The organism is Chryseobacterium capnotolerans (assembly GCF_021278965.1).
Classification (GTDB): domain Bacteria; phylum Bacteroidota; class Bacteroidia; order Flavobacteriales; family Weeksellaceae; genus Chryseobacterium; species Chryseobacterium capnotolerans.
Map to the genome: position 1 here is coordinate 396,632 of NZ_CP065589.1, position 26,274 is coordinate 422,905.

The window sequence follows — 26,274 nt, forward strand, 5'->3', positions numbered from 1 at the left end:
GTTTTTACACAATGGTAGAGACTGATTTTTTTATAATTATTCTCAGAGCTCCTTGAAACAGAAAGGATGATATACTTGTATTTCTTATTTTAGCTTACCTGATTTCTCAATTTACCCCATGGAATGTGAATTCCTCTGAAAAGTTTTTATATATTTAGCGACCGAATAATTCATTCAATGAGCAACGAAAAAAATACAGGACAAAACGAGACTTTAGTTAGAGGATTAACAAATCGACATATACAATTAATTGCCCTTGGAGGTGCCATAGGAACAGGATTATTTCTGGGAATCGGGCCGGCAGCAGTATTGGCGGGACCCTCAGTAATTTTAGGGTATGCCTTAGCCGGAATTATTGCCTTCTTTATCATGCGTCAGCTTGGTGAAATGGTCGTTCAGGAGCCGGTGTCGGGAAGTTTTAGCCACTTCGCGTATAAATATTGGGGAAATTTTCCAGGTTTTGCTTCAGGGTGGAACTATTGGATTCTTTATATTCTCGTAAGTATGGCTGAACTTACGGCAATTGGCCATTATATCCATTTTTGGTGGCCGGAAATACCGCTTTGGGTATCCAGCTTATTCTTTTTCGTAGTCATCACTGCGCTTAACCTTGCTTCTGTAAAGGTATATGGGGAAACAGAATTTTGGTTTTCTATTATCAAAGTGATTGCGATTATTGCAATGATTGTTTTCGGTGTTTATCTGTTGATCAGCGGAACTGGAGGCGAAAAAGCTACAGTTGCGAACTTATGGAATGACGGGGGATTCTTCCCAAAGGGGCTATTCAATAAAAGTGAAACCGGATTCTCCGGATTATTTGCTGCAATGGCCATGATTATGTTCTCTTTTGGAGGGTTGGAATTAATTGGAATTACTGCTGCTGAAGCTAAAAACCCTGAGAAAACCATTCCACAGGCAACCAATCAGGTGATCTACAGAATTTTAATTTTCTATGTAGGAGCTTTAGTGATCTTGTTCTCATTAAGTCCATGGAGAGAAATTACAGAAGGTTCAAGTCCGTTTGTAATGGTATTCCAGAACCTAAATGGATTAGAATTCAGCCTTTTCGGTAAGGTTATTCAATTCAATACCTTGATTGCGAATGTTCTGAATCTTATTGTTTTAACAGCTGCTCTGTCAGTATATAATAGTAGTGTTTATAGTAACAGCCGTATGCTTTTTGGATTGGCTCAACAAGGGAATGCACCTAAGTTTTTGAAGAAATTGAACAAAAATTCAGTTCCTATCAATGCTATCCTTGTCTCTTCATGTTTTGCAGGAATCTGTATTATCATTAATAAACTGGTACCGGAAAAAGCATTTCAGTATCTGATGGCTCTGGTAGTATCTACATTGATTATTAACTGGCTGATGATCTGCTACACCCATTTGAAATTTAAAAAATCCATTACTAAAGAAGGAATTCAATCGAAATTTCCATCTATATTTTATCCGATTTCCAATTACATCTGTATTGTATTTTTAGTGCTGATTTTAGGATTGATGAGCATTACAGGAATGGAAATTCAGGTAATTCTGATACCGGTCTGGATAGGGTTTTTATTTGTCATGTATAAATTATATAAACCGAATTAATCGGTTGTAAATACAATAAAGAATATGGTTTTTGGAAACTTTTTAGCGGTACAAAAGCCATATTTTATTTTTAAAAAGTATCTCTTGATGAAACATCTATTTTGTTTTCTGCTCATATGTTTGTTTTCAGCTTCGGCTATTGCTCAGAAGCCGAACTTTACTGTTTATATTGAAACTTCCGATATCGGAAATTTTTGGACAGCCTATGATGAGGTTCAGAAGATCAGTAACACAGAACAAAAGATATCCACATTTCAAAAGCTATATGTGTATAAAGCAACTCCTGGGTTAAAAGATTTTGTTCAATCAAGGAACTTTACCTCTGAACAATGGATTGAATCTTTTGAATCAAAGCCGAAATTCTGGAAATCTATCAGAAATAAAACAGAGGAAATTCAAAAAGATTTTAAAAATATAGAAACCCTTTATCAAAATTTTAGTCAGTTATATACCGATTTTTCACCGCCTAAGATTTATTTTACGATGGGAAATCTTAAAGGTGGTGGCACTGTAATCAATGGAAATCTTATCATAGGTTCTGAGCTGGCTGCTTCAGATAAAACAGTGGACTACTCTGAGTTGTCCAAAAACTATCAGGACAGGATGAAGATCAATTCAGGGATTATTTTTCTTACTGCCCATGAACTGGTTCATACTCAACAAAATTTAAGAGGGACAAAAACTAATTTATTAGGCCTTTGCTTGAAAGAGGGATCTGCAGATTTTATAGCAGAGCTATTAACCGGGAAAAAAGTTGAAGCTCCTTATATAGATTACGGAATGAAGCATCAGGACTTTCTGTGGAATGATTTCCAAAAAGAGATGAAAGGTGATAATTTTCAAAACTGGTTATCCAATACCGCTGTCATCAAAGATAGACCTGCGGATCTGGGATATTTTATGGGATATATCATCACCAAAAGATTTTATGAAAGATCTGGAAATAAAAAATTGGCGATCAATACTATCATAAACCTGGATTTCAGTAATACAACTGAAACAGAGCAATTTTTAGATAAATCAGGATATAAAACTGAAATAAAGTAAAATATCAAACATCTATAATACTTGTATGAATAGTCTCATAGAATAGAGTCTATGTCTTCCTAATCATATCGTAATTTTCAACATGTTTTTTTCAAACTTTTCAACTAAATACTATTGACTAGATTTTATCATTGATATATAATATAGGCTGCCCAATGATTTGCAGAACGTTAAGTAGCTTAGTCTATTATTTTTCCGTAAATTAGTAATAGGGTATTATTCAATTTCAGGTGAAAATTGTTATCTGATTTTAAATTCCGGCGGACAAGCCGAACACCGCATCACAAAGTAGGCACACTTAAAAAAACACTCCTATGGCTAATCTATTTCAAACACTCACCAATACAGTTAAACATTGGTATATTCCATTGATCTTTGGAATTCTCTTTCTGATCTGCGGTTTCTATGTATTTAGTGTACCGTTAGCAACATATGTAACATTGTCTATCTTTTTTAGTGTTTCATTCCTATTCTCGGGGATTACGGAAATCTTTTTTTCCATACAAAACAGTAAATCTCTTCAGGGCTGGGGCTGGTTCCTTGTAAGTGGGCTGCTTACCACGGCAATTGGAATTTATCTGATTGCTTATCCACAAATTTCAATGTCTATTCTTCCTTTTGTGGTAGGATTCACCCTATTGTTTCGTTCTTTTCAGCTGCTAGGTTTTGCTTTTGATCTGAAAAGCATGAAAATAATGAGCTGGGGAAATGTAGCGTTAGCAAGTGTAGGAGGTATTATTTTTTCTCTGCTATTAATATTTAATCCCGTATTTACAGGGATTTCATTGGTGACATTAACTGGAGTTTCTTTTATTTTTATGGGAATAGCTTCTATTATGTTGGCTTTAGATCTTAGAAAAGTTAAAAAGATTCCCGGAAAAGTAAGCCAAGAGCTTAGAGATAAAATCAGATCTATACAGGAAGAAATAGATGATCTCAAAAAATAATTGATTAGTAAATAATGATAAAGATCTCCATTGGAGGTCTTTTTTTTATTTTAATTAAACAAAATGCGATTTTGAATTAAACAGCTTTTAAGGTTCAAATCCTTGACAAGGCTGCCAAACTCATCCCAATAGATTTTCATTCTCCTTAAAATATATTCTCAAAACAATTTTCAAGTATTTTTAATTCTTATTCTCGGGCTTTTCTTTCAATTGTTTTTGTTTAAATTAGCCCTGGACTAACGTAGTTGATGTTCTGATAAGAGTAAGAATGAACTACTTCTAAATGCCCATAGAAATATGAAAAAAATAACACTAATAACCTGTATAACTATATCCACTATAGTATTTTCTCAAAAAAACTCAAATAAAGGAGAAACCAAACTGGTCAACAAATATGAGTCAAAGCAATCACAGGATTTCTCCGTTCCTCCACCGCCTGTTAATCCTTTTCCTGCTCAGTTTCCTGATGGAAATAAAGCATTTGTCAAAAAGATTGAGCAAAATCTAAATAAGGCTGCTTTAGCCTCCTTGTCAGGAACTCTTACCACAGAATTGATTGTAAAAGTAGATGATGAAGGTAATATAATCAATATTTCCACTTATGGGAAAAATGAGATATTTAATAATGAAGTTAAAACGGCAGCTACAAAATCTACAGAGAAAATAAAATGGGTAATAGGAAAGAATAACAAAGGAGAGAAAGTAGTAGATATTGTGAGAATTCCGTTTCGTTATAAAAGTAGTAAATAGACCATATTCTGATTTGGAAAATAATAGTGTTATGGTTTAATCAACAATTAAAATAAAACAAGTAAGTTTTTCGGCAAAAAAATAATTAATTATGGAAGGTGAGGTGAATTTAAATAATATTTTGAAAAATTTAAATCCTGTATTGAATGAAGGAAAGTACGTTTATTGTACGGTGGATCACATTGATGATATTCTTTTTTCTAAAGTCCTGTTTCTGTTTAAGGAAACCGAAAGTATAACAGTTGTAGTAAAAAAGAAGATGCAGAAGAACTGAATTTAAGTTTTAGCTATGTGGCTTCATGGATTACTTTAGAGATTCATTCCTCTTTATCTGCAGTTGGGTTAACGGCAAAATTTTCACAGGCTTTGAGCGATGCAGGGATTAGTTGCAATGTAGTGGCTGCCTATTTTCATGATCATATTTTTGTTGATGAAAAAGATACCACACAGGCTATTAAAGTATTGAATGCACTTAAAAGGATGGGATGACATAAATCTTTAACATAAATAGGTTATGAAAAATAAGGATATAAGTATTTTGCATATCAGGAAGCTTATCAATATTTTGTCTGATGAATTAGAAAAATTAGAACATAAGAATGTTGCAGTATTAGAAAATGATTTGTATTGGAATATTCTTGATGAAGAACTTTATAACCCTTGCCATGAACCTGCAAATCTCACAATAGGAAGCATTACAGAAGACTGGGAATTCTTACAAAAAGTTCGAGATGGAGGACGTGAGATGATTGATTATGACTTGTATAAACTAGCTTCAATTTTAAGATTTTTAGGTAAAAAAAATATAATTAGTGAGAAGCAGAGTAATATTTAAATAATATGGTGTTTATAACATTATTAATAGGTTTAGTACTTATCTATTTTAAACTAAGCTCTAAAGAAAATGTCTTTAACGTGAAAAGAGATGATGATTCTATGTATGATAAAATGCTTTATTATAGAGGATGGGTTATTGCTGTTTTATTAATTGTGATCTCTTTGGCAACCCCTTTTTAAAATATTATAGATTGTATTAAATAAAAAATATTAATCATCATCATTATTTTTTATGAATAAATAATAAAATCCTATTAGGAAACAAGCCGGGTATATTTCTTATGGTTTTCCGTATTTTTTTTCTTGAATCTCGATATAGCTTTGTGAAAATTAAAATCTGAAAACATGAAAAAATTAATTGCGTTGCTTGTATTGCTGTCAATATTTGTCATTTATTCTTGTGGAGGAAGTGATGGGGAATCGGAATATTGTAAATATAACGGTCATACACTTTATACGGGTGAGAAAGGCGGATGCTATTATCTATCTTCGGGTGGAAATAAAGAATATGTTGATAAAAGTTATTGTAGAGGGTGTAACTAAGAAAATTGAAAGATAAAAAACAGGTATTTTAGTATCTGTTTTTTTATGAATCATTATAAAAACAAAAACCACCCTTAAAAAGAGTGGTTTGTAGACTCACAGGGATTCGAACCCCAGATGACTGAACCAAAATCAGTAGTGTTACCGCTACACCATGAGTCTGTTTGTTTTAGTGGTGCAAATTTACAGCTTTTTTCTTTAGATGCAAGAACTTTTTGAATTTTTTTTTAAATTTACTGTAGATTTTATTTACTGAAAACATGCTGATAGATTTCAATAATCTCAATATTAATCAATTATCCTTTAAATCGGAATTTGAAAAAAAAGTTGAAAATTTTATAGAAGAATGGACTTCTGAAGGAGAAACTGTAAAAGTACAGACTTCCGGTTCTACAGGAGTACCTAAAATCTTTGGGATCGAAAAACAGAAAATGATTAATTCTGCGGTAATGACCTGCAATTTTTTAGGGCTGAAAGAAGGAGATACTGCATTATTATGCCTGCCGGTAGAATATATTTCCGGTAAAATGATGGTGGTACGCTCTATGCAAAGAAAACTCAGGTTAATAGTGAGCGAACCGTCGTTACGACCTGTTGAAAATCTGGAGCAGGAAGTCGATTTTTGTGCAATGACTCCACTTCAAGTAGAGAATTCATTGGACAAATTGCATTTAATCAGAAATTTGATTATTGGGGGTGCCGCTGTTTCTGAAAGTTTGAAAAGTAAGATTCTTCAGATGAATCTGAACCGTTCAAACCGAATCTTTGAAACCTATGGAATGTCTGAAACACTTTCTCATATCGGTTTGAAGCAACTCATGCCTGAACCGGAAGACTATTTCACCGTTTTTGAAAATGTCTCCATTTCCCTGGATGAAAGGGGTTGCCTGAGTATCTTTGCTCCTAATGTGAATGCTGAACTGCTGGTAACTAATGATTTAGTTGAGATTAAAAATGATAAACAATTTAAATTTCTGGGACGAATAGATAACGTAATTAATTCCGGTGGGGCAAAAATTTTTCCGGAAGCATTAGAGAAATTGGTTAAAAAAGAAATTCCTAATGAGGCTATCTTTGTAGGTTTACCCGATGAAAGTTTGGGCCAGAAATTGATTTTGGTCATTGAAGGAAGTCCATCAGATGAGGTTATTCAAAAAATTTCAGAAGTTGATTTTGATAAGAACTTCCACAAACCAAAAGAAATTATTTTTATCGATGAAATACCAAGAACCCCTAATGGGAAAGTGAGCAGAATGGAGCTATATAAACTTGTCAGTGAAAAAAATAAGAAGTAGGATTGCATAGTGCCAATTCTCAAAATTTAAAAACAATGAAAGAATTTTCAAAAGAACTCAGTTTCAAAACTTCTCGCAGCAGTGGAGCGGGAGGGCAGAATGTCAATAAAGTCGAGACTTCGGTAACTGTACTTTGGAAAGTTATGGCTTCTGAATTTTTCAATGATGATGAAAAAACATTGATTCAGGAAAAGCTTAAAAACAGAATCAATGCAGATGGATTTTTATTTCTAACAGTTTCAGAAAGCAGGACCCAGCTGATGAATAAAAATAAAGCGATCGAAAAAATAACGGAAATCGTAAATAAATCTTTGATTGTTCCTAAAAAAGAACTGCTACGAAACCTTCAAGAGCCCAAAAACAAAAGAGATTGGATAGCAAAAAGAAGCTTTCTGATAAAAAAGAAAACAGGAGATTTAAATTTTAGTTGTCTGCTCCCTGGAAAGCCTTATTTTTGGCGGAAATTTTTCAAAAATGATCAAAAAACTAATGCTATTGGGAGCTATTTCGACTTCTTTATTTTCTTTTGCCCAAAAAATTTCATTTGTCCCTTCCGTTGGATATGCGTGGAGAGTTGCTGAAACCCCTTCAGGATTTTCAAAACAGGAAAAAGATTACATCAAAGGATTAAAAAGCGGACTTCATTTTGATCTTTCGGCCTATTATCACATCAATAAGGTGGGAATTGGGTTAAAGTTTTCAAATTACAACGCATCAAGCAATGGAATGATAGCTGTGAATAATTCTCAAAGGGGGACTATCTTTGTACCTGTAAGTACAACAGATAATATTACTTTTATTGGGACTTCCATCATGTATTCCAATTATAATGATCCAACAAAACATAAATTGTTTGTTGATGGCTCACTAGGGATTATTTCCTATACCACAAAAACGGGTAATGTAAAAGGAACAGGATCTAGTCTGGGATTAGATGCCGGTTTTGGATATCAATACGCTTTGTCTAAAAATATTTTTATTGGACCTAAATTAAGTGTGACAGCAGGAACATTAACCAAAATGAAAATTAACGAAACAACAGTTGAGTTAGGAGATGCAAAAGAAGGGTTAACCAGAGTTTCTTTAAGTGGAGTTGCTACATTTCATTTTTAAGTTCTATCTTTGTTAGAATTAACAACAACATTATAATGACAGCAACCATCTTTTTATCGGCACAACGCAGAGGAACAGGATTGTTGCTGTCATTACTGTATTTACATACTGATTCTTTTCTGAAAAGTTCCAAGGACTTTATCAATTAAGCCCTGTCAGGATCCAAGACAGGGAAATTATTCCGGATTTTTATTTATTATTTTTTTGCGGTTTTCTATGGAAGGAGACAGGTTTATGTCTGAATTCTACATTGGATCGTTCTGGAATACTGCATTTCTAATCTTAAAAATTGAAAACATGTCCGATCATATTACGGTAACCACTGGAATTTATGATGCTATAAAAGATACACTCAGAAGAAAAAAAGTAAGCATCGAAGAAGAGAAAAGATTGGCTGATGAACTGAGAAAAGCCAAGCAGGTGCTAAGAAGAGATCTGCCAGAAGATATTGTAACAGTTAACAGAAAAGTGACTTTAAAAGATCACACCCTGGATTTTGAGCATGAATATATTTTTGTGCCTTCTACCAGAGAAAAGCTTAAGAAGAATAAACATTCCATTCTTTCAAATATAGCTTTGGCTGTAGTGGGGTATAAAGTTGGTGATATCATCGACTGGCCTTTCAGAGAAGGGGAAAGAAAAATTGAAATTGTAAAAGTGGAAGCCTGGGAAGGATAACACTTGTCATATAGGGTTGAATTTACGAAGAAGACGTGGTCCATTTTGGGCTGCGTTTTCTGTTTCTTGAGATAAAAATGTTGGAAAACGCTAAGGCGCAAGTTTTTTACCTGCGATAAAATTGTATACCATTGAAAAATTCCACGAGTACACGAATAATTTTAATTACATTGTCATTTATGTGCCTATTTGATAAAAGATTTTAAACCACATAGGCACATAGATTTTAGAGAAGATAAGGAGTTGTTGGATTTAATATAAAAAGCATTTATAAAAGAAATTCGTGCATTCGTGGCTAAAAATAAGTATTATTCTTGCTGAAGATCTTTTGATCTTCTTGCGCCTTAAAATATACATAATCCTGATAAGGCCTTTGCGCCTTCGCGTTTATCCAACAAAATATACCCTAGTATAAGTTTTAGCCTGATTATTTAACAAATGATAAAAAAACATCTTGATATGAGACTTTCTTCAAGTGCTTGGGCTGCATTCCGTTTTTAAGTTTTATCTTTGCAAAAATTAAAAAAATGAGCAAACCGATAACTGAATTCATAGAAAAGTATTACCTGCACTTCAACGCAGCTGCATTGGTGGATGCTTCTAAAGGATATGTTGCACATCTTAAAGATGGCGGAAAAATGATGATTACTTTAGCAGGAGCAATGTCTACTGCTGAATTAGGGAAGATTCTTGCTGAAATGATCCGTCAGGGTAAAGTAGACTTTATCTCTTGTACAGGAGCAAACCTTGAAGAAGATTTAATGAATCTTGTAGCACACTCTCACTATGAAAGAGTTCCTCATTACAGAGATTTAACTGCTCAGGATGAGTGGGATCTTTTGGAAAGAGGTCTGAACAGAGTTACCGATACTTGTATCCCTGAAGAAGAAGCTTTCAGAAGATTACAGAAGCACATCGTGGAAATCTGGAAAGATGCTGAAGCTAAAGGTGAAAGATATTTCCCACACGAATTCATGTATAAAATGATCCTTTCAGGAGTATTGGAGCAGTACTATGAAATTCCTAGAGAAAACTCTTGGATGATTGCTGCTGCAGAAGCAAATTTACCAATCGTAGTTCCGGGATGGGAAGATTCTACAATGGGTAACATCTTCGCTTCTTACTGTATCAAAGGAGAGCTTAAGGCTACTACAATGAAATCAGGTATCGAATACATGACTTACCTTGCAGATTGGTATACTAAAAACTCAGCAGGGAAAGGAGTTGGATTCTTCCAGATTGGTGGAGGTATTGCAGGAGATTTCCCTATCTGTGTAGTGCCAATGCTGTATCAGGATATGGAAATGCATGACATTCCATTCTGGTCTTACTTCTGCCAGATTTCTGATTCTACTACTTCTTACGGTTCTTATTCAGGAGCTGTTCCAAATGAGAAAATCACTTGGGGTAAATTAGATATCACTACACCGAAGTTTATCGTTGAAAGTGATGCAACAATCTGTGCACCATTAATGTTCTCTTATATTTTAGAGAATGCTTAAGAAATAAACTCTTTTACGAGATTACATAGGAGCGCTTCAATTTTTTGGAGCGCTTTTTTTATTTAAACCTCTGATGCTCTTTTTAGCTCTCGCAGATTTTGCAGATGACACAGATTCTCTTTAATGGGGTTATAAACTGTAAGACACAAATATTTTATCAGTAGCGTAAGAATTAAGGTCAGCAACGACCACGTAGATATTTTTGCCACGGATGCACGAATATATGAAGTGTAATATTCTATGTGCCTATGTGGTTTAAAAAAATTGAACCACATAGGTAATAAGTATCATTATTCGTGGCAATATTCAACATTATACAATTTTATCGAAGATAAAAATCTTGCGCCTTAAAGCATTATGCAGGTAAAAGAAACTTGCGTCTTAGCGATTTCCAACAAACTGAGATTAATATAAAATAAACTCAGCATTATCCGCTAAATCTGCGAGTCAATAGATTTATTCTAATCGAGATCTGTGAAAATTGATTGAAATAAAATCAATCCAAAGAATTAACCAGCACAAAATAGCGATACGCCAGAATTCCTTTTTCAACTTTTGTCAGCTTGTTTGGGTCCTTATTACTGAGCTTTGGAAGAACCTTTTTATTAATTACATTCAGTAAATGGAAAAATGATTTTTTCATATCTTTATCTTTTAATGAAACATCATTGATACTATAAGAGTTCAAAAATGATGCAAAAATTAAATATTCCCCCTCAAGATCTGAAAATATGGATGAAATTTTCAAACAACAGGTATATGAAGTAGCGAGGCTTATCCCCAAGGGAAGAGTTTCTACATATGGTGCTATAGCGAAAGCCGTAGGGTATCCTAATCACTCCCGCCATGTCGGAAAAGCGATGGGTGGCTGTCCTGAAGATGTTCCTGCACATCGTGTTATTTCAAGTTCAGGAACATTATCTGTTCCGGAGTTCCAGAAGAAATTGGAAGCTGAAGGGATTACTGTGGAAAACTTAAGAATAAAAGGGTTTAAAAAACTGTTCTGGGATCCTATGAATGAATTATAGCTATTCGTGAAATTTTTTCAATAAATATAAATTCGCGCATTCGTAGCAAAAAAGTAAGTGTTTTTGAAAACTTTGCGTTAAAATAATTCCCACAGATTACGCAGATCTCACAGATTTCTAAATAAAAAATATCACCCATACCATTGATATGAGTGATACAAATATTTTGCAGCCTAAAACTGTATTATTATTTCTTTGCTCTTGTTGAAGGAGGTTGAGGGCCTTTTAATTCTTCTTTAAGCCTTGCGTTTTCTTCTTTTAATAATGCAATATATCCCTGTAAGTTTTCAATAACAGCCCCTGGAATATTATCATAATTATTCTGGTTATTAATTAGTCCTGCAGAAGTAGATCTATCATTAAATACAGGATGATCATTATTCACAACTACTGGAGCTGTCTCTTCTTCATAAATATCTTCAACCGGTACTTCTAAGAAACGGGCAAGTTTATCCCATTCATCCTGAATGATTCTTACATCCCCACTTTCTTTTCTGCTATAGTTAGATACATCCGTAGCGATGTAATCAGCTACCTGTTGCTGAGTATATCCTTTTTGCTTTCTGATAAGACGTAATTTTTCTTTTTGCATGACCGACATTTTATACAAAAATGGCAAAAAAGCACAATGTATACAATAGAAAACTGAAAAAACAGCAGATGAATTTTCACTATTCAGAGAATATGAACCACAAAAGGCACAAAAGCTTTATGGTTACACAGTTTGGCTCATTCAGGAAAGTTTAAAATAATATTGTTTAAAAGTTCACATCAGTAGAAAATCAAAGATATTTAAAACTTAAGTGCTCTTCTCAACATCTAGCTTATCACTAAAATAAACTAAAGTGTTTAAAATCTTTTGTGACTTTTATGTCAAAAAATAGATGATAGGATGTTTTTATAATGATTTTAATGTTGGATGGACGCTAAGGCGCAAAGGCATTACTAAGATTATGTATATTTTAAGACGCAAGAAGATCAAAGATCTTCAGCAAGAATTATGCTGATACTTTTTAGCCAAGAATACACGAATTTTTTATTAAATCTTTCGCCACGTAGGTTATAGGTATAATAAAAAATTCGTGCATTCGTAGCAATATTCAGCGGTCTACAATTTTATCGTAGATAAAAATCTTGCGCCTTAAGAACATCATGTATGTAAAAGAATTTGCGCCTTAGCGTTTCCAACATTATAATACAAAAAAAGACTGTCTCATTCGAAACAGTCTTCAGTATATTATTTTTCAAGTTGCTTATAGCTCCTTTGTATAAAATCAGTAAGGTCTTTTCCTTTCAATAGATTTTGAGATAGCTTGGCAAGATCTAAAGCATGTTTAATTAAGCTTTTCTTTTCCTCAGTATTCTCAGTTTTCAAGATCTGATTAGACAGTTCACTGTTGGAATTTACCACTAAGTTGTACATTTCAGGGAAACCACCCATTCCAAACATACCGCCACCGCCGGTTGCCTGCATTTCTTTCATTCTCCTCATAAACTCAGGCTGAGTAATGGTAAATGGAGCATCACTGCTGTCAAGGTCTTCAAGCTGAACGGTGAATTTAGAATCCTGGATGGCTTCTTCTACGTTCTTTTTTAAAGACTCTTTTTCAGTTTCATTTAGTTTTGAAATAACTGGCTCATCTTTCTTGATAAGGTTGTTGATGTGATCAGCGTCTACTCTTGCAAATGAAATATTTTCCTTTGTAGTTTCAAGCTTCTGGATAACGTGAGAAATGATTGGAGAATCTAATAACAGAACTTCATATCCTTTATCTTTTGCAGATTGAATATAGCTGTGCTGCTCATCGGCATTGGTTGCATAAAGAATTACAAGCTTGTTGTCTTTATCCGTTTGTGTAGCGGTGATTTTATCAACCAATTCATTCCAAAGGAAGAATTTTCCGTCAGTTGTTGGGTATAAAGTGAATTTGTCGGCTTTTTCAGCAAATTTCTCTTCTGTAACAACTCCGTATTCGATGACTACTTTAATGTCATTCCATTTTTGTTCGTAATCTTCACGGTTTTCATTGATTAAAGAAGCCATTTTATCTGCTACTTTTTTCGTGATGTAAGAAGAGATTTTCTTTACAGCGCCATCAGCCTGAAGATAAGAACGGGATACATTCAACGGGATATCCGGAGAATCAATTACCCCTCTTAAAAGCATTAGGAAATCCGGAACGATACCTTTTACCTCATCGGTTACAAATACCTGATTTTGGTATAACTGGATCTTATCTTTATCAATATTTAAGTTGTTGCTTAGTTTAGGGAAGAATAAAACCCCCGTAAGATTGAAAGGATAGTCTACGTTCAGGTGAATGTGAAATAAAGGTTCTTCAAACTGCATTGGATACAGTTCGTGGTAGAACTTCATATAATCTTCATTAGTAAGATCACTTGGAGCGATGGTCCATGCCGGAGTAGGATTGTTGATAATGTTGTCTACTTCTTCAGTTTCAGCAACAGCATCTTCCGGAGCATCTTCCGGTAAAGGAAGCGTATGTGTTTTTGTTCCGAATTTAATAGGAACAGGCATGAATTTGTTATACTTTAATAACAGTTCACGAATTTTTGTTTCTTCTAAAAACTCTACAGAATCTTCAGCAATGTGAAGAATGATTTCAGTTCCTCTATCTGTCTTGTCAGTTGTTTCTTCAAGAGTAAACTCAGGGCTTCCGTCACAGATCCATCTTACAGCTGGTTCATCTTTGTAAGATTTTGTAAGAATTTCTACTTTTTCAGCTACCATGAAAGCAGAGTAGAATCCAAGACCGAAGTGTCCGATAATTCCAGAATCCTTTGCCGTATCTTTATATTTCTCTAAAAACTCTTCAGCTCCTGAGAATGCCACCTGGTTGATATATTTTTCAACCTCTTCACCGGTCATACCAATCCCTTGATCGATGATGTGTAATGTTTTTTGTTCTTTATCAATTTTAACTTCAAGCTTAGGATTTCCATATTCTACTTTTGCTTCACCAATACTTGTTAAATGTTTTAGCTTTAAAGTAGCATCCGTAGCGTTAGAAATCAGCTCTCTTAAGAATATTTCGTGGTCACTATAAAGAAACTTTTTAATAAGTGGGAAAATATTTTCCACCGATACATTAATATTTCCTTTCGTCATAATATTTTAGATTTTTTAATTTTCAAATCTTTCTCAAAAAAAATACCATCGGGCAGAAAGTGACAGAATGACATTTTTTCGATAGTTATAAACGGGAAGTTATGAGGATTTGTCAAAGAAATATCCTATTTTTAATCCTTAAAAATTTTTTAAAATGAAGTTGAAATGTACAATTTTTATTCTGTTCATCATGGCTTGCAGTCTCTATGGGCAGAAGAAACCTTTGGACCATTCTGTCTATGACAATTGGCAAAATATAGGTTCGAGAAAAATCTCAAATGATGGAAAATGGATTGCCTATTCTGTAGATGTTCAGGAAGGAAACCCTAACCTTTTTTTATATTCTGTTAAAAATAAAACATCGAAGACGTTTACCAGGGGGACAAAAGTAGATTTTACGAATGATTCCAGGTTTGCTGTTTTTCAGATCCGCCCATTGTATAAAGATATAAAAGCGGTAAAAGATAAAAAGCTAAAAAAAAATAAGCTTACAAAAGACAGTCTTGCTATTGTAGATGTTTTAAATGGGCAAACAGAAAAAATTCCTAATGTCAAAACGTTTAAAATTCCCGAAAAAGCTGGTTCTTACGTTGCTTATCTTCTGGAAGATACCAAAGATAAATCTGCAGATAAGGATGACAATGACGAAAATAAGGAGGAAGATAAAAATGTAAAACCATTGCAGTTGGTAGTACGAAATCTTCTGGATGGAAAAAGTACAACGTATGATAATGTAATCCGTTATGAGTTTAGTAAAAATGGGAAACAGCTTGCTTTTGTAACCAAGAAGCCGGACGAAAAAAAGGATAAAAAAGAAGGAAAAGATTCAACGGAAGATAAAGCTGCAGATAAAAAAGATACAGACAAATCTAAACCAAAGAAATATGCGCTTGAAACTGTACAGGTAGTAGATTTACAGAAAGGAACTGTTACTAAAATTTCTGAAATGGAAGGCGACTTTTCACAGTTATCTTTTGACGAAGATGGAAATCAATTGGCCTATGTGGGAACCTCTTCTGCTCAGAATGATCTGGTAAAGCTGTACAATTTGTATTACTTTAATTTTAAAGGAAATAAAAACGAAATCATAACCAATGAAAATCCCCAAATGAAAAAGAATTGGGTAGTTTCTGAAAACCGTTTGCCCCTGTTTAGTAAAAACGGAAAGCAACTGTATTTTGGGGTAGCTCCAAAACCTATTGCCAAAGACACTGCGATGATAGCAAACGATCATGCTGTGGTAGATATCTGGAATTACAGAGATGACTATTTACAAACCGTACAGCTAAAAGAATTGAAAAATGACCTGAAAAAATCTTATGCTGCAGTCATGCAAACAGAGAAACCAGATTTCTTTAGAAATATTGATGGTGAGGATTTAGATACTTTACGAGTGGTAAACGAAGGAAATGCTGATTTTGCATTGGGAGTTACCAGTTTGAATAACCGTATTCCTTCACAATGGGAAGGTTCCATAAAGAAAACATATTTTCTGATTGATAACAAGACAGGAAACAGAACTGAAATTATTAAAAATCTGGATGGTTCGGTTGCCGTATCTCCGCTTGGAAACTTTGTTGTGATTTTTGACAGAGAAAAAGGACACTGGCTGAGCTATAATGTTAAAACGAAACAAACACTTCCTCTTAGTAGTACATTGCCTGTTTCTTTTGTAGATGAAGAGTTTGATATGCCGGATTTTCCGTACTCTTATGGGATTGCATCCTGGACAGATAAGGATGAATCTGTAATTATCAGAGATCGTTATGATCTATGGGAATTTTTCCTGAATGGCTCGAAAAAACCAAGAAATATTACGAATGGATATGGACGAAAAAATAAAATAACCTTTGATACTTATGATTTAGATAAAGATATTAAAAGCTTAAACCGGAAGTCAGCCATTTATTTATCAGCATTCGATAATACTTCCAAAGCCAACGGAATTTTTAAAACCTCTATTCAGTCGAATGCGGATCCCGTAAAAATCCAAATGGAAGATGTTTGGGGATATAGAAGTCTTCAGAAAGCAAAAAATGCAGAAGAATATATTGTTGTAAAGGAGTCGTATACAACTTCACCCAATATTTTTACGACCTCAGATTTCTCAAAACAAGAAAAATTAAGCAATACCAATCCACAGCAAGAGCTTTATAATTGGGGGACAGATGAATTGGTCAACTGGACAACACCAAAAGGAAATACTTCTACAGGAGTTTTATTCAAGCCAGAAAATTTTGACCCGAATAAAAAGTACCCTATGATTGTCTATTTCTATGAAAAACTTTCAGATAATCTGAACCGTTATGTAGCTCCATCTCCAACCCCTTCAAGATTAAATATTTCTTATTTTGTAAGCAACGGATATTTGGTTTTCACTCCTGATATTTCTTATAAAGACGGCTTCCCTGGAGAATCTGCGATGGAATATATTAATTCCGGAGTTGAAAAACTAAAGCAGAACTCTTGGGTAGATGGTACTAAAATTGGAATTCAGGGACAAAGTTGGGGCGGTTATCAGGTAGCGTATCTGATTGCCCATACGGATATGTATGCAGCAGCCTGGACTGGTGCTCCTGTTGTGAATATGACTTCCGCTTATGGTGGAATTCGTTGGGGATCTGGTATGAACAGACAATTCCAGTATGAAAAATCGCAAAGTAGATTAGGAAAGAATTTATGGGAAGCGCCGGATCTATATATTAGAAATTCACCGCTTTTTGCCATTGATAAAGTAAAAACTCCGGTAGCCATTATGAGTAACGATCAGGATGGTGCAGTGCCATGGTATCAGGGAATTGAAATGTTTACCGCATTGCGCCGTCTCGGAAAACCTGCATGGCTTCTGAATTATAATGGTGATGATCACAATCTGATAAAACGCCAGAACAGGAAAGATATTCAAATTCGCGAACAGCAGTTTTTTGATTATTATCTCAAAGGGGCTAAGGCTCCGGTCTGGATGACCAAAGGAATTCCGGCCACCCAAAAAGGGAAAGATTGGGGATTTGAGTTAACGGATGATAAGCCTAACTAATAAAAAACTCGGCGGAGCCAAAGGCTCCGCCGAGTTTTTTATTTTAAATGTATCCCAGAAAAACTTAGCAAATCTTAAACTGACACAATGGCATTTTTTTTATGATGGGCCTATTGCGAGCTTTTATTATATTTACCGCCAATTTTAACAACAATATGGGAATCTTTGATTTTTTTAAGAAGAAAGACAACAGACAGGAAAATGTCAGTACTCCGGTTCAGCAGCAAGAGATGCCAGAGGAGAAAGTAGTAGAGCAGATCGTGGAAGAAGAAGTGGTAGAAACAATACCGGAAACAGTATTGGAAATGCCTGTACAGCCACAACCTGCGGAAGAGAAAAAGGTGAATGAATTATATGAAAAAATCAAGATTTATGGTGATTATATCGTGTATTCTATTGCACTTCAATTAAGAGGAGACTTTGCTCCTATCTCAGCATTTGAAAAAGAGAGTGGGGAAGTAGAAGGATTCGCTTATATGATTACAGATCCTACTTATGGGCTTTCACCTCAGGTAGTATTGAGTAATATGAAAGAAAAGTTTGAAAGTGAGTTGAAAGAAGGAAAAATCAAGTCATATGCTATTCTTTATCATTCTCAGTTTAATGATGATGGGAATCATGCATTAGCCGTTAATCCGGAAGATCTAAAAGCCATTACTCTTTCCTATCATTTTAATGATGGAGAAGAAGGAAATATTGCATTGCCTTACACTTTCGAGAATGAGAATGTTACTTTCAAAGGTTTTGCTGAGTTCTCTCATGAAGAAAATAATGAGATCATGAATAATCAGCTGGTAGATGGGAAGGATTATTTTCCAAACAGAGAGGAGATCAAAAGCCCTGAAGCTACCAATGAGGCTGGAATCATTATGAAGAAATCAAATGTTCATTCTCTTGCCAATATGTGGGGCGGAATTTTTGGCTTTCAAAATTTCCAGACTCAGCAAAAGTTTTCACAATATTTGATGGAAACGATGGCTTTATGCAGAGTAGATGAAATACCCGCAGAGGAAAAGGCTAAGCATACTGAATTTAAGGATGTAACATTCAGAACCATTATTTCTGATGATTTTAATACCATTTATCCTGAAGTAAAAACTGATTTCTCTCTTGATTTTGAGACCAAAGAAATTCGTGAATGGGAAAATGTGGATAACAATGAAGCTATTGTAGGCGGGGTGGCCAGAGATACTTTTGGACTTTGGTTCTTTCCTACAGATTATGTAGAAAACAAAAACCAATATCTGACGCAGAATAAACTGAATATTAATGTTAGCGGAATCATTTTCGTACTAGATCTTCATCAGAGCTTTGATTTACCGGATGGAACCAAAACAGATGAGGAATTTACAGCTTATAAGCCAAGCCAGGATCTTCCTGATTATGGATGCATCGACTTTATTGGTAAGGTACTTGACATTCAGGAGACTGAAGTATTGGAGGATGGCAGTGTGAAAGGATTTATCCTGAAATTAAGACTGATCACCAATGCGGAAGCAGAAGACTTCTTCACCGTTGATGCTTTTGTGAACAAAGAAAATATCAGATTTGAAAATCTTACAGTAGGAATGCAGGTTGCAGGTGCAATGCAGGTGCAGGGAAAAATTATAGGATAATAAATATCGGGATACAATAAAAAAACGGTCTGATTATATTCAGACCGTTTTTTATTTATTATTTGTTTTTCAACTCTTCTTTGATCTTGTTTTCCAATTCCTCGGCAAGTTCAGGATTGTCTTTTAAAACATCTTTTACAGCATCACGTCCCTGGCCTAATTTAGACTCTTCGTAGCTGAACCAAGAACCGCTTTTTTTCACAATTCCCATGTCAACTGCTGTATCAAGGATTTCTCCAACTTTAGAAACTCCTTCACCGTACATAATGTCGAATTCTGCTTGTTTGAAAGGTGGAGCTACTTTATTTTTCACAATCTTCACTTTCACTCGGCTTCCGATCGCTTCGTCACCTTGTTTAATTGGCGCACTTGCTTTTCTGATATCAATTCTTACAGAAGCGTAAAATTTAAGAGCATTACCACCGGTAGTTGTTTCAGGGTTTCCGAACATTACACCAATTTTTTCTCTTAATTGGTTGATGAAGATTACAGTACACTTCGTTCTTGAAATCGTAGCGGTTAATTTTCTTAATGCCTGAGACATTAATCTTGCGTGAAGACCCATTTTAGAATCTCCCATTTCACCTTCAATCTCCGCTTTTGGAGTAAGTGCTGCAACAGAGTCAATAACAACAATGTCAATAGCTCCTGAACGGATCAGGTTATCAGCAATTTCTAATGCCTGCTCACCATTGTCCGGCTGAGAAATGATAAGATTTTCCAAATCGATTCCTAATTTTGCAGCATAAGTTCTGTCGAAAGCATGCTCAGCATCAATAAATGCCGCAATACCACCTGCTTTTTGAGCTTCAGCAATAGCATGAAGGGTTAATGTTGTTTTACCTGAAGATTCAGGACCATATATTTCAATGATTCTTCCTTTTGGATATCCTCCTATACCTAATGCGATATCTAATCCTAAAGATCCGGAAGGAATAACCTCTACTGTATTGTCTATAGATTCATCACCTAAAGTCATTACTGTTCCCTTTCCGTATGTTTTATCTAGCTTGTCAAGCACCAATGCGAGTGCTTTTTTCTTATCATCAATGTTACTCATCTCTATTAAAATAATTTCTCAAAAATACATAATTTCTCAATCAAAAACTAATATTATTTCTCTTTGAAACTGGTTTTTAAAGTTAAAAAATGATAAAATTGAATGGCTGATGTTCTTCATAACGAGATAGATGGGAGAGGTAAGAATAAAGGGTGCTGAAAAAATAAATTCAACATAAGAAAGTTACTGTTAGAGGCCTTAAACGGAAAGATGGAAGTTATTTTGAACCGATGATTTCTAGGAGCTTCGTCTTTACAATTCATCCCATATAAAAAAAGCTTATCTTAAAACATTCTTTTAAAGAGCATTCTATGGACAGAAAATTAAAACTATTCCTGATTAAATCTTTTGCCGTATTAGCCTTCATACATTTGGCCTACTTTATTTACGGGTATGTGAAGTTTAAAGGCCTTGGGGATATTAATATTTATACAGAGTTTTACAGATTCAAATTTTATGATGATGTCTCCATTTCTCACGTTTTCGTAACCGGTCTTTTTTTGTTTTTCTTTGTTATTTTTCTCCTTAGAAATCATACTAAAAAAAGAACAGGATTTTCCCAAAAATTGAGAATGGGTGCTATACTTCTATTAGTGTCTTTTTTTTTCTTTGACCTTTTTCATCAGCTATAGTTTTGGATTCAATGCAAAGCTTAGAACGGATTTGCCTGAAAAGGATCTTAATAAAGATAAAACACTGCTGAATGTCTTACAGCCTTTTTTATACAACTATACTTCCTATAGCTCGGAGTCGCTGTTTAACCCCGAAAATATTTTATATCCCAAACCTTACCCTGTGATTGAACAGAGAGATACAGTGTACTACGATCCGGATAATAAGGAGTATTACTCAACAGAATCTACTTATTATAGTATTGATACTCTAAAAATGCTGAGTACTGATCATAAAAAATTAAGCAGCAAAGCTGAGGGGATGCTTGATATTCTTGGGTTTGATGATAAGGAACTGGAAAAAAGAATCATTTCTAAGAAAAAGATAGGGGATAGTACCGAAGTTATATTTAAAGGAGTACAAGTAAATCCTCAATACGACGAGAAGATGTGTATTTTTCTTGAAAACAAATTTTTGTTCTATCCATTGCGTAAAATCCCTGAACACAAGCAGCAGTATCAAAACGCAGTTAAAAGATATAATCTGCTTTACCAATACAGCCAGGATTCACTGCTAACCTCATTTCAGAAACTGGATGTCCTTTTTAAAAAATATGATATAGAAACGCAGATCGTTCCGAAAGACCTGACTAAAGATGTATTTTATTACCGGGATCATCACCAGGAGCCTCTGAATGCAATACAAAATACTTATGAAAGAAAGGACTTAAAGGATAAATTTGCAACCCTTGACCGCTTGTTCTATAAACCGAATTATCTTCATCCTTCCATCAGGGAAATTTTTTTCAGTGCTGTCATTGGTGTCTGGTTTATTTTATTTTTACTGTATCTGATCTGGAATTTCACTAGAAAAAATCTTTCTTCAGATAGTGTCAAAGAAAATGCATAAAGAGAACATTACATCTTTTTTCAACTATATTGAGCGTGTCAGTTTTCAGATAAAAATAACTGTCAGTTTCGTATTTCCTTGAAAAATGGAGTTTTAATGAAAATTTGAATTTTTAGTGATATTCAGATAGTCTTTCAATACTTTCATCTGGTCTTTATTTCCTCTCTTTATCCTTGAATCCCGGCTTACAAGACGATCATAAATTCTATTGAAAAGTATTTTTGATTTTGGAAATAACAGCTTATTAGAAACTTCAGGAATCTGTAGTCTTTTGCAAACTTCATCATCCAGCAGAAACCAGGTACAGCAGATGTGAAGATATCTTAGATTTTTCCTTTGAAATTCAAATTTTAAAATAGGATTTTCTAATGATTCATCCAATAATGAATGAGCCAGTAGAACAGAATCTTTATCTGATGGCGGCTGAATGGAAGTCCATAAGTAAAAATACTCCGTAGCTTGCTTTTTGTCATTGGGAAGAAGCTGTTCAGGAATTCCCAGCAGATATCCTACATATTTCCACAGGTGAAAAATGCCCTGTTCTTCTTCAATGGAAAAAGTATTTCCTAATTTCTGAAGGCTATGGAGAAAAACTAAACTGAAACCAATATAGGTGGCCATCATATCCCAGGAATTGATAGGTTCACCCCAGTTTTCAGTATCCCATTCTTGATAATGTTTTTTAATGGAAAGTCTTGCATATGAATGGATCAGACGGGTTTTTATGGCAAATTCATAACCTTTAGCATGAATCTCCAATGCATCATATCGGGTAGCGTTTACCCAAAAATCCAATGTTTCCGAAAGGCGCTTCACAGCTCCTTTTTTTAAAGCTTCTGTAGCAATGAGGGGTTTGTTGAGGTAAGCATAATCATAACCTCCAATCAGGCAATAATCTCTTAAGGAAATTAAAGAATCTAGGTTGCTTCGCATGCAAAGCTCAGCTCCACTTTTCAACAAATTATAATCCAGCCACTCCGGAATTTTTTGTGTTTGGGCGAAAAGCTTTTTTACACTTTCTGGAACATTCTCATGTTCAGACACTCCGTTTCTGATATACCCTTCAATTTCTCTTGATGCTTCATGGAATTTCTTAGTAAAATAAACATCTTTTACAACATTATCTCCGGTTTCATCCACATGATAAAAGAAAGGAGCGTATTGTTCAAAATCTTTAAAGCTCACTTCAGCACCAGAAAACTCAATTAATTGTTTTCCGTTACCGTTTTCCCAAAAGTTTCTGAAATGCGGAGCATCTTTAAATCGGGGCTGTATCATTGTTCATTCCTTAGATAGATAAAAGTACAAGTTTTATGCTGAAGTTTTGTAGTGAGATTTGTCAGGATTTCTATTTAGATGTTATAGATATCCCCATTCAATAGCTTTTTTGACGAGTTCCGAACTGTTTCTGCAATCAGATTTTCTGATAATGTTTTTTCGATGGGTGCGAACTGTTTCTTCTGAAATATTGAGCGTATTGGAAATTTTTAAAGCAGAATATCCCTTTGCAATATAGGTGATGATCTCAACTTCTCTTTTGGTAAAGATAACAGACAGAGGTTCAGGGATCGGGTGATATTTTTGCCATTGCATCTGATAGAAATCTTCACGTCCGTTAATTCCTGTGACTAAGACCATGTAAGAATTCTGATGGGTAATATGCTCAATATTGGTATGGATATTTACAGCCTGAAGAAGTCTGCCATTTTCATCTTTGTAGGTATGTAAAGCCTGATGGTGAAAAAGTTCATAGTTGCCTTTTGAAGTTCTCATTCTGAAACAATAACTGGTTTTTAGTTCCTGCTGGTAATCAAAACCGTCAATCTCTTTCATTTTTTCTATGGACATTCTTTCGGCTTCCATGACAAATTCTAAGTCATCAGGATGGATGAGGTCTATGATTTCTTTCAGGTGGGCAGGATATTTATTAAGCCCATGTATTTTCAAAATATCTTCATGATGATTACAAATGGTACTGTCTGCAAAATTAATGACATAATAATAGAATTTACCCGGAGCAAAGACTTCTCCAATAAGGTGTTCAATAGAGGGAATAGGTAATATTCTGTTATTATTCTGGAGAATTTCAGGGTAATCATTCCAGACTTTAATGAGGGGATGCGGTTTTTTTGCGTGAGTCAAATGTTTTTTCTTCATTGGTTAAGGTTTTATTAAAATTAATAAAATTATGTTAAATAAAATCACCCTTTTGTGGTATTTTATGTAGTAGGAAAGTATTATAACTTTATATAAAATTAATGACCATGGAAGCTCGATTTCTAAACTATTTTGTGCTTTCTATTCTTTTTTATTTCCAATCAAAAAAACTTTAACCTGAAAAACAAATAATCATGAAAACAAAAATTTTATTACTGTTTCTTTTCTGGACGGGAGTATCATTTGCTCAAATTCAGAAAGATGAAATATTAAAAGAAGCGGAAGCTAATATTATTAAAAAAGGAAAGGAAATAGATTCAATTAATGAAAAAATAAAAACCTTAAATAAATTATTAGAAAATGCTACTGTTAATATTAATCAAAAAATATCTGGTATAAAGGAAAAATTAGACTTGATTGAGCAATCTCAGATGAAAATGCAAGAAAGAGAAATTGAAATATATCAAAGCAATTTTTTTGCATCTTTGTTCTCTTTGCATAAAATTAATCAGGACATTGATAAGCTAAAGCTAGTTAATTCAACTAAAAAATTTTATAGTAAGTTAAAAGACGTGGAAAATCCAATGAGGTATCCAGAATTTAATACTTGGTTGATAGACTTCAAAAAATATATTGAGAAAAAAAAGAAAAAAGAAGCCAATCTATACCTATTAGATCTAATATTTAAGGAAAATTCTATTGGAGGATTGATAGGAAGTAGCGTACCTTTTCTAAATTCTCTGACCGAAGGAGTTGCTTCATATATTAATACTTTAGCAGATGAAAACACAAATGATATTCAAAAAGGACAAAAGATGTTAGCTTTTATATTAAAATTGGAGAAATTTAGCTATGGAAATATAAATAATAATGAACTTTTATCTGATAATAGATTTATGGAGTTAAAAACATTATATAACGAAATTTTATTATCTCAGTTAACATTAATTGGTGAAAATAAAGATGATTTTCTTGCCAATAGAAGTGGTGATCCAGGGGGGAAGTCCAGTATCTTAAAAGTATAGAACAAAAGACCAAATCATTTATTGAAGATTTGAAGAAAAAAGATTCAAAAAATTGGAAATCACATATTAATAAACATCTATATGTAACACAATCTTTCAACACAGATTTTGCTTCGCTGCTTTTAAAAATAAAAGAAGAAATGGATGGATATATTAAAATCTTAGATAGTTATAAGAACGATGAAATACTTAAAAACAATATTACTTCAATTAAAAAAGATCTTGAGGATATGAAAAGTGATTTTGAGATAGCATATTTACCCAAACAATACTTGTTGAATGTTAATAAAATGTATTTAACACCCTAATAAAACAAAAAGCCTTCCCATCGGGAAGGCTCTATATTACTCATTGCTTATCACTCATTACTTATGATAAAGAAGCAGCGTGTACAAGCATATCAACTAACTTGTTAGAGTAACCCATTTCGTTGTCATACCAAGAAACAAGTTTTACGAAGTTAGGAGAAAGCATGATACCCGCATCTTTGTCGAAGATAGAAGTTCTCTTATCTCCTACGAAGTCCTGAGATACTACAGCCTCTTCAGTATATCCTAGGATACCTTTCAATTCACCTTCAGAAGCAGCTTTGATTACTGCACAGATTTCTTCATAAGAAGCAGCTTTTTCAATTCTTACTGTTAAATCTACTACAGAAACGTCAACAGTTGGTACTCTGAAAGACATACCTGTTAATTTTCCGTTTAATGAAGGAATTACTTTTCCTACTGCTTTAGCAGCACCTGTAGAAGAAGGGATAATGTTGTTTAGAGCAGCTCTACCACCTCTCCAGTCTTTCATTGAAGGACCGTCAACAGTTTTCTGAGTAGCTGTTGTAGCGTGTACAGTTGTCATTAAACCTTCTACGATTCCAAAGTTATCGTGGATTACTTTAGCTAAAGGAGCTAAACAGTTTGTAGTACAAGAAGCATTTGATAAAATCTTGATATCATCAGTAAGTTCCTTGTGGTTTACACCCATTACGAACATTGGAGTATCATCTTTAGAAGGAGCAGAAAGGATTACTTTCTTAGCACCAGCAGTAATGTGTTTTGCAGCGCTTTCTTTATCTAGGAATAGACCAGTAGATTCTACTACGTAATCTGCACCAATTTCATCCCACTTTAGGTTGCTTGGATCTTTTTCAGCAGTTACTCTGATTTTTTTCCCGTTTACTACAAGATCATTTCCTTCTACAGAAACTTCACCTGGGAAAATACCGTGTACAGAGTCATATTTTAACATGTAAGCCATGTATTCTGCATTGATTAGGTCATTGATTCCTACAACTTCAATGTTGTCTCTTTCAGTCATTGCTCTGAAAACAAGACGTCCAATTCTACCAAAACCGTTGATACCTACTTTGATTGTTGACATAATAGTTTGTTTTTA

The 26,274-nt window shown here is 34.1% G+C and carries 27 protein-coding genes and 1 tRNA gene; 20 read left to right on the plus strand and 8 right to left on the minus strand.

Annotated features, from left to right (window positions below):
* Window positions 1-177: 177 nt before the first annotated feature.
* The 9 genes from H5J24_RS01820 to H5J24_RS01860 all read left to right on the plus strand — a co-directional run bounded on the left by H5J24_RS01820 (window position 178) and on the right by H5J24_RS01860 (window position 5,720).
* Window positions 178-1,596 carry an amino acid permease gene (locus H5J24_RS01820; RefSeq protein WP_068944659.1) on the plus strand — a complete coding sequence of 473 codons (1,419 nt, stop codon included), beginning with the start codon at window positions 178-180 and terminating at the stop codon, window positions 1,594-1,596.
* An 87-nt stretch (window positions 1,597-1,683) separates the two neighbouring features.
* Complete coding sequence (locus tag H5J24_RS01825) at window positions 1,684-2,643, plus strand: gliding motility protein GldB-related protein (RefSeq protein ID WP_141395728.1); 960 nt, start codon at window positions 1,684-1,686, stop codon at window positions 2,641-2,643.
* A gap of 314 nt (window positions 2,644-2,957) precedes the next feature.
* Complete coding sequence (locus H5J24_RS01830; protein WP_068944657.1) at window positions 2,958-3,590, plus strand: HdeD family acid-resistance protein; 633 nt, start codon at window positions 2,958-2,960, stop codon at window positions 3,588-3,590.
* A gap of 297 nt (window positions 3,591-3,887) precedes the next feature.
* A complete protein-coding gene (locus H5J24_RS01835) occupies window positions 3,888-4,340 on the plus strand; it encodes a hypothetical protein (RefSeq protein ID WP_068944656.1) in 453 nt (150 codons plus the stop codon).
* A 91-nt stretch (window positions 4,341-4,431) separates the two neighbouring features.
* Window positions 4,432-4,614: an ACT domain-containing protein gene (locus H5J24_RS01840; protein ID WP_232815996.1), complete on the plus strand. Its 183-nt coding sequence runs from the start codon at window positions 4,432-4,434 to the stop codon at window positions 4,612-4,614.
* A 17-nt stretch (window positions 4,615-4,631) separates the two neighbouring features.
* Window positions 4,632-4,829: an ACT domain-containing protein gene (locus H5J24_RS01845; RefSeq protein ID WP_232815997.1), complete on the plus strand. Its 198-nt coding sequence runs from the start codon at window positions 4,632-4,634 to the stop codon at window positions 4,827-4,829.
* 25 nt (window positions 4,830-4,854) lie between these two features.
* Complete coding sequence (locus H5J24_RS01850) at window positions 4,855-5,175, plus strand: hypothetical protein (protein WP_068944654.1); 321 nt, start codon at window positions 4,855-4,857, stop codon at window positions 5,173-5,175.
* Between the two features lie 5 nt (window positions 5,176-5,180).
* Complete coding sequence (locus tag H5J24_RS01855; RefSeq protein WP_232815998.1) at window positions 5,181-5,357, plus strand: hypothetical protein; 177 nt, start codon at window positions 5,181-5,183, stop codon at window positions 5,355-5,357.
* Between the two features lie 165 nt (window positions 5,358-5,522).
* Window positions 5,523-5,720 (plus strand): hypothetical protein, encoded by a 198-nt coding sequence (locus H5J24_RS01860; RefSeq protein ID WP_141395727.1) that lies wholly within the window; start codon window positions 5,523-5,525, stop codon window positions 5,718-5,720.
* 91 nt (window positions 5,721-5,811) lie between these two features.
* Here H5J24_RS01860 and H5J24_RS01865 read toward each other — a convergent pair.
* Window positions 5,812-5,882 (minus strand) — tRNA-Gln (locus H5J24_RS01865).
* Window positions 5,883-5,980: 98 nt separating this feature from the next.
* Between H5J24_RS01865 and H5J24_RS01870 the strand changes: the two genes are divergently transcribed.
* The 5 genes from H5J24_RS01870 (at window position 5,981) to H5J24_RS01890 (ending at window position 10,308) form a co-directional block, all read left to right on the plus strand.
* Window positions 5,981-7,015 (plus strand): AMP-binding protein, encoded by a 1,035-nt coding sequence (locus H5J24_RS01870; RefSeq protein WP_068944653.1) that lies wholly within the window; start codon window positions 5,981-5,983, stop codon window positions 7,013-7,015.
* A gap of 35 nt (window positions 7,016-7,050) precedes the next feature.
* A complete protein-coding gene (locus H5J24_RS01875) occupies window positions 7,051-7,596 on the plus strand; it encodes a peptide chain release factor-like protein (protein WP_346729943.1) in 546 nt (181 codons plus the stop codon).
* Window positions 7,490-8,128, plus strand: coding sequence for an outer membrane beta-barrel protein (locus H5J24_RS01880; protein ID WP_068944651.1), 639 nt, complete (start codon window positions 7,490-7,492; stop codon window positions 8,126-8,128). Before H5J24_RS01875 ends, H5J24_RS01880 begins: the two co-directional genes overlap by 107 nt.
* Window positions 8,129-8,425: 297 nt before the next feature.
* Window positions 8,426-8,806, plus strand: coding sequence for a GreA/GreB family elongation factor (locus tag H5J24_RS01885; protein WP_068945200.1), 381 nt, complete (start codon window positions 8,426-8,428; stop codon window positions 8,804-8,806).
* A gap of 527 nt (window positions 8,807-9,333) precedes the next feature.
* Window positions 9,334-10,308 carry a deoxyhypusine synthase family protein gene (locus H5J24_RS01890; protein ID WP_045500886.1) on the plus strand — a complete coding sequence of 325 codons (975 nt, stop codon included), beginning with the start codon at window positions 9,334-9,336 and terminating at the stop codon, window positions 10,306-10,308.
* A 496-nt stretch (window positions 10,309-10,804) separates the two neighbouring features.
* Here H5J24_RS01890 and H5J24_RS01895 read toward each other — a convergent pair whose 3' ends face one another.
* Entirely contained in the window at window positions 10,805-10,951 is a 147-nt protein-coding gene (locus H5J24_RS01895; RefSeq protein WP_167387032.1) for a hypothetical protein, read from the minus strand.
* Between the two features lie 88 nt (window positions 10,952-11,039).
* Here H5J24_RS01895 and H5J24_RS01900 point away from each other — a divergent pair, with 88 nt between their 5' ends.
* The gene (locus tag H5J24_RS01900; RefSeq protein WP_068944649.1) at window positions 11,040-11,336 is read left to right on the plus strand and encodes an MGMT family protein; all 297 of its coding nucleotides are present in this window, start codon (window positions 11,040-11,042) and stop codon (window positions 11,334-11,336) included.
* Between the two features lie 187 nt (window positions 11,337-11,523).
* On the opposite strand, the gene H5J24_RS01905 is transcribed toward H5J24_RS01900, so the two are convergent.
* Together H5J24_RS01905 and htpG are read right to left on the minus strand one after the other, a co-directional pair.
* Window positions 11,524-11,928, minus strand: coding sequence for a helix-turn-helix transcriptional regulator (locus H5J24_RS01905; RefSeq protein ID WP_068944648.1), 405 nt, complete (start codon window positions 11,926-11,928; stop codon window positions 11,524-11,526).
* Between the two features lie 645 nt (window positions 11,929-12,573).
* Window positions 12,574-14,466, minus strand: a complete 1,893-nt coding sequence (htpG, locus tag H5J24_RS01910; protein WP_068944647.1) for a molecular chaperone HtpG — start codon at window positions 14,464-14,466, stop codon at window positions 12,574-12,576.
* 154 nt (window positions 14,467-14,620) lie between these two features.
* On the opposite strand from htpG, the gene H5J24_RS01915 reads away from it, so the two are divergent.
* Window positions 14,621-17,503 carry a S9 family peptidase gene (locus H5J24_RS01915; RefSeq protein ID WP_068944646.1) on the plus strand — a complete coding sequence of 961 codons (2,883 nt, stop codon included), beginning with the start codon at window positions 14,621-14,623 and terminating at the stop codon, window positions 17,501-17,503.
* Between the two features lie 155 nt (window positions 17,504-17,658).
* Window positions 17,659-19,119 (plus strand): hypothetical protein, encoded by a 1,461-nt coding sequence (locus tag H5J24_RS01920; protein WP_068944645.1) that lies wholly within the window; start codon window positions 17,659-17,661, stop codon window positions 19,117-19,119.
* A gap of 58 nt (window positions 19,120-19,177) precedes the next feature.
* On the opposite strand, the gene recA is transcribed toward H5J24_RS01920, so the two are convergent.
* On the minus strand, window positions 19,178-20,179 hold the full coding sequence (gene recA, locus H5J24_RS01925; protein ID WP_068944644.1) for a recombinase RecA: 1,002 nt from the start codon (window positions 20,177-20,179) through the stop codon (window positions 19,178-19,180).
* Window positions 20,180-20,788: 609 nt separating this feature from the next.
* Between recA and H5J24_RS01930 the strand changes: the two genes are divergently transcribed.
* A complete protein-coding gene (locus H5J24_RS01930) occupies window positions 20,789-21,700 on the plus strand; it encodes a hypothetical protein (RefSeq protein WP_232815999.1) in 912 nt (303 codons plus the stop codon).
* Between the two features lie 93 nt (window positions 21,701-21,793).
* Here the strand turns inward: H5J24_RS01930 and H5J24_RS01935 are convergent, their stop codons facing one another.
* Window positions 21,794-22,978: an oxygenase MpaB family protein gene (locus H5J24_RS01935; RefSeq protein WP_068944642.1), complete on the minus strand. Its 1,185-nt coding sequence runs from the start codon at window positions 22,976-22,978 to the stop codon at window positions 21,794-21,796.
* 81 nt (window positions 22,979-23,059) lie between these two features.
* A complete protein-coding gene (locus H5J24_RS01940; RefSeq protein ID WP_068944641.1) occupies window positions 23,060-23,857 on the minus strand; it encodes a response regulator transcription factor in 798 nt (265 codons plus the stop codon).
* A gap of 194 nt (window positions 23,858-24,051) precedes the next feature.
* Between H5J24_RS01940 and H5J24_RS01945 the strand changes: the two genes are divergently transcribed.
* Together H5J24_RS01945 and H5J24_RS01950 are read left to right on the plus strand one after the other, a co-directional pair.
* Entirely contained in the window at window positions 24,052-24,882 is an 831-nt protein-coding gene (locus H5J24_RS01945) for a hypothetical protein (RefSeq protein ID WP_232816000.1), read from the plus strand.
* 29 nt (window positions 24,883-24,911) lie between these two features.
* The gene (locus H5J24_RS01950) at window positions 24,912-25,190 is read left to right on the plus strand and encodes a hypothetical protein (RefSeq protein WP_232816001.1); all 279 of its coding nucleotides are present in this window, start codon (window positions 24,912-24,914) and stop codon (window positions 25,188-25,190) included.
* Between the two features lie 61 nt (window positions 25,191-25,251).
* Here H5J24_RS01950 and gap read toward each other — a convergent pair whose 3' ends face one another.
* Complete coding sequence (gene gap / locus H5J24_RS01955) at window positions 25,252-26,259, minus strand: type I glyceraldehyde-3-phosphate dehydrogenase (protein ID WP_068944639.1); 1,008 nt, start codon at window positions 26,257-26,259, stop codon at window positions 25,252-25,254.
* Window positions 26,260-26,274 lie beyond the last annotated feature (15 nt).

Bases quoted from the DNA above. Each gene is read 5' to 3' on its own strand.
- H5J24_RS01840 (WP_232815996.1), top strand. From the start codon at position 4,432: ATGGAAGGTGAGGTGAATTTAAATAATATTTTGAAAAATTTAAATCCT.
- H5J24_RS01860 (WP_141395727.1), top strand. From the start codon at position 5,523: ATGAAAAAATTAATTGCGTTGCTTGTATTGCTGTCAATATTTGTCATT.
- H5J24_RS01820 (WP_068944659.1), top strand. From the start codon at position 178: ATGAGCAACGAAAAAAATACAGGACAAAACGAGACTTTAGTTAGAGGA.
- H5J24_RS01890 (WP_045500886.1), top strand. From the start codon at position 9,334: ATGAGCAAACCGATAACTGAATTCATAGAAAAGTATTACCTGCACTTC.
- H5J24_RS01920 (WP_068944645.1), top strand. From the start codon at position 17,659: ATGGGAATCTTTGATTTTTTTAAGAAGAAAGACAACAGACAGGAAAAT.
- H5J24_RS01900 (WP_068944649.1), top strand. From the start codon at position 11,040: ATGGATGAAATTTTCAAACAACAGGTATATGAAGTAGCGAGGCTTATC.
- H5J24_RS01935 (WP_068944642.1), bottom strand. From the start codon at position 22,978: ATGATACAGCCCCGATTTAAAGATGCTCCGCATTTCAGAAACTTTTGG.
- H5J24_RS01945 (WP_232816000.1), top strand. From the start codon at position 24,052: ATGAAAACAAAAATTTTATTACTGTTTCTTTTCTGGACGGGAGTATCA.
- recA (WP_068944644.1), bottom strand. From the start codon at position 20,179: ATGAGTAACATTGATGATAAGAAAAAAGCACTCGCATTGGTGCTTGAC.
- H5J24_RS01850 (WP_068944654.1), top strand. From the start codon at position 4,855: ATGAAAAATAAGGATATAAGTATTTTGCATATCAGGAAGCTTATCAAT.
- H5J24_RS01835 (WP_068944656.1), top strand. From the start codon at position 3,888: ATGAAAAAAATAACACTAATAACCTGTATAACTATATCCACTATAGTA.
- H5J24_RS01905 (WP_068944648.1), bottom strand. From the start codon at position 11,928: ATGCAAAAAGAAAAATTACGTCTTATCAGAAAGCAAAAAGGATATACT.
- H5J24_RS01880 (WP_068944651.1), top strand. From the start codon at position 7,490: ATGATCAAAAAACTAATGCTATTGGGAGCTATTTCGACTTCTTTATTT.
- H5J24_RS01830 (WP_068944657.1), top strand. From the start codon at position 2,958: ATGGCTAATCTATTTCAAACACTCACCAATACAGTTAAACATTGGTAT.
- H5J24_RS01870 (WP_068944653.1), top strand. From the start codon at position 5,981: ATGCTGATAGATTTCAATAATCTCAATATTAATCAATTATCCTTTAAA.
- H5J24_RS01895 (WP_167387032.1), bottom strand. From the start codon at position 10,951: ATGAAAAAATCATTTTTCCATTTACTGAATGTAATTAATAAAAAGGTT.
- H5J24_RS01915 (WP_068944646.1), top strand. From the start codon at position 14,621: ATGAAGTTGAAATGTACAATTTTTATTCTGTTCATCATGGCTTGCAGT.
- H5J24_RS01855 (WP_232815998.1), top strand. From the start codon at position 5,181: ATGGTGTTTATAACATTATTAATAGGTTTAGTACTTATCTATTTTAAA.
- H5J24_RS01940 (WP_068944641.1), bottom strand. From the start codon at position 23,857: ATGAAGAAAAAACATTTGACTCACGCAAAAAAACCGCATCCCCTCATT.
- gap (WP_068944639.1), bottom strand. From the start codon at position 26,259: ATGTCAACAATCAAAGTAGGTATCAACGGTTTTGGTAGAATTGGACGT.
- H5J24_RS01875 (WP_346729943.1), top strand. From the start codon at position 7,051: ATGAAAGAATTTTCAAAAGAACTCAGTTTCAAAACTTCTCGCAGCAGT.
- H5J24_RS01825 (WP_141395728.1), top strand. From the start codon at position 1,684: ATGAAACATCTATTTTGTTTTCTGCTCATATGTTTGTTTTCAGCTTCG.
- H5J24_RS01885 (WP_068945200.1), top strand. From the start codon at position 8,426: ATGTCCGATCATATTACGGTAACCACTGGAATTTATGATGCTATAAAA.
- htpG (WP_068944647.1), bottom strand. From the start codon at position 14,466: ATGACGAAAGGAAATATTAATGTATCGGTGGAAAATATTTTCCCACTT.